Annotated in this window: 2 protein-coding genes; both read left to right on the top strand. The window is 43.3% G+C overall.

Annotated features, from left to right (window positions below; translation table 11 throughout):
* Window positions 1-823, top strand: an 823-nt coding sequence (locus tag A3738_RS04150; protein WP_231876528.1) for a thiamine pyrophosphate-dependent enzyme, incomplete at its 5' end; no start/stop codon positions are given.
* Window positions 823-1,132 (top strand): acetolactate synthase small subunit (gene ilvN / locus A3738_RS04145; RefSeq protein WP_068763381.1); only part of this gene is annotated, 310 nt, incomplete at its 3' end. The genes A3738_RS04150 and ilvN, both read left to right, overlap by 1 nt.

Below are 1,132 nucleotides of genomic sequence, written 5' to 3'. Positions count from 1 at the left end.
TGTTCACGTGGATATCGATCCGGCGAATATTTCAAAAACTATCAAGGTTGATGTGCCAATCGTAGGGCCGGTAGATTCGGTTCTAACTGATCTTCATGCTGCATTAGATGAGTTGGCGGGAACGCCTGATCAAGAAGCCTTGTCGGCTTGGTGGGAAAAAATTGATGGCTGGAGAGCATTTCATGGCGGTCGCTATGATGCATCTACGCAAGATTCGATCAAACCTCAGCATGTAATCGAAACGCTGCACAAAGTTACGAAAGGCGATGCCTTCGTAACTTCTGATGTAGGTCAGCACCAAATGTTTGCGGCTCAATACTATAAGTTCAATAAGCCTAATCGTTGGATCAATTCTGGCGGTTTGGGGACGATGGGCTTTGGTTTGCCTGCGGCAATGGGTATTAAACTGACTCATCCTGATGAAGAAGTTGTGTGTGTTACCGGTGAAGGCTCTATTCAAATGAATATTCAAGAGCTATCAACGTGTAAGCAATATGACCTTCCTTTGAAAGTTTTGCTATTGAACAACCAAGCTCTAGGTATGGTTAAGCAATGGCAGGACATGAATTACGAATCTCGTCACTCTCATTCTTACATGGACTCATTGCCTGACTTTACTAAGTTGGTTGAGTCTTATGGTCATGTGGGTATGACGGTCAATAAGCTAGACGAATTAGAGTCTACCTTAGAGAAAGCGTTCGCAATGAAAGACAAGTTGGTATTTATCAACGTTTATGTTGATCCTTTAGAGCATGTGTATCCAATGCAAATTGCAAAAGGTTCGATGAATGACATGTGGTTGAACAAGACGGAGAGAACATAATGAGACGTATTATTTCTGTCCTTCTTGAAAACGAGCCAGGTGCATTGTCGCGTGTTGTTGGCTTGTTTTCTCAGCGTAACTACAACATTGAAACGCTTACCGTGGCGCCAACTGATGATGAATCCTTATCCCGTTTGACTGTCACAACGACGGGTTCTGACAAGGTTATCGAGCAGATTACAAAGCAGCTAAATAAGTTGATCGAAGTCGTTAAGTTGGTTGATTTGACTGAAGGTAGTCATATCGAACGAGAGTTGATGCTTGTTAAAGTGAAGGCAGCTGGCTCTCAGCGTGGTGAAGTGTCACGTA

It is taken from the genome of Oleiphilus sp. HI0066 (assembly GCF_001635725.1).
The sequence above is the reverse complement of the archived record's forward strand: the minus strand, read 5'-3'. Positions and strand labels throughout refer to the sequence as shown.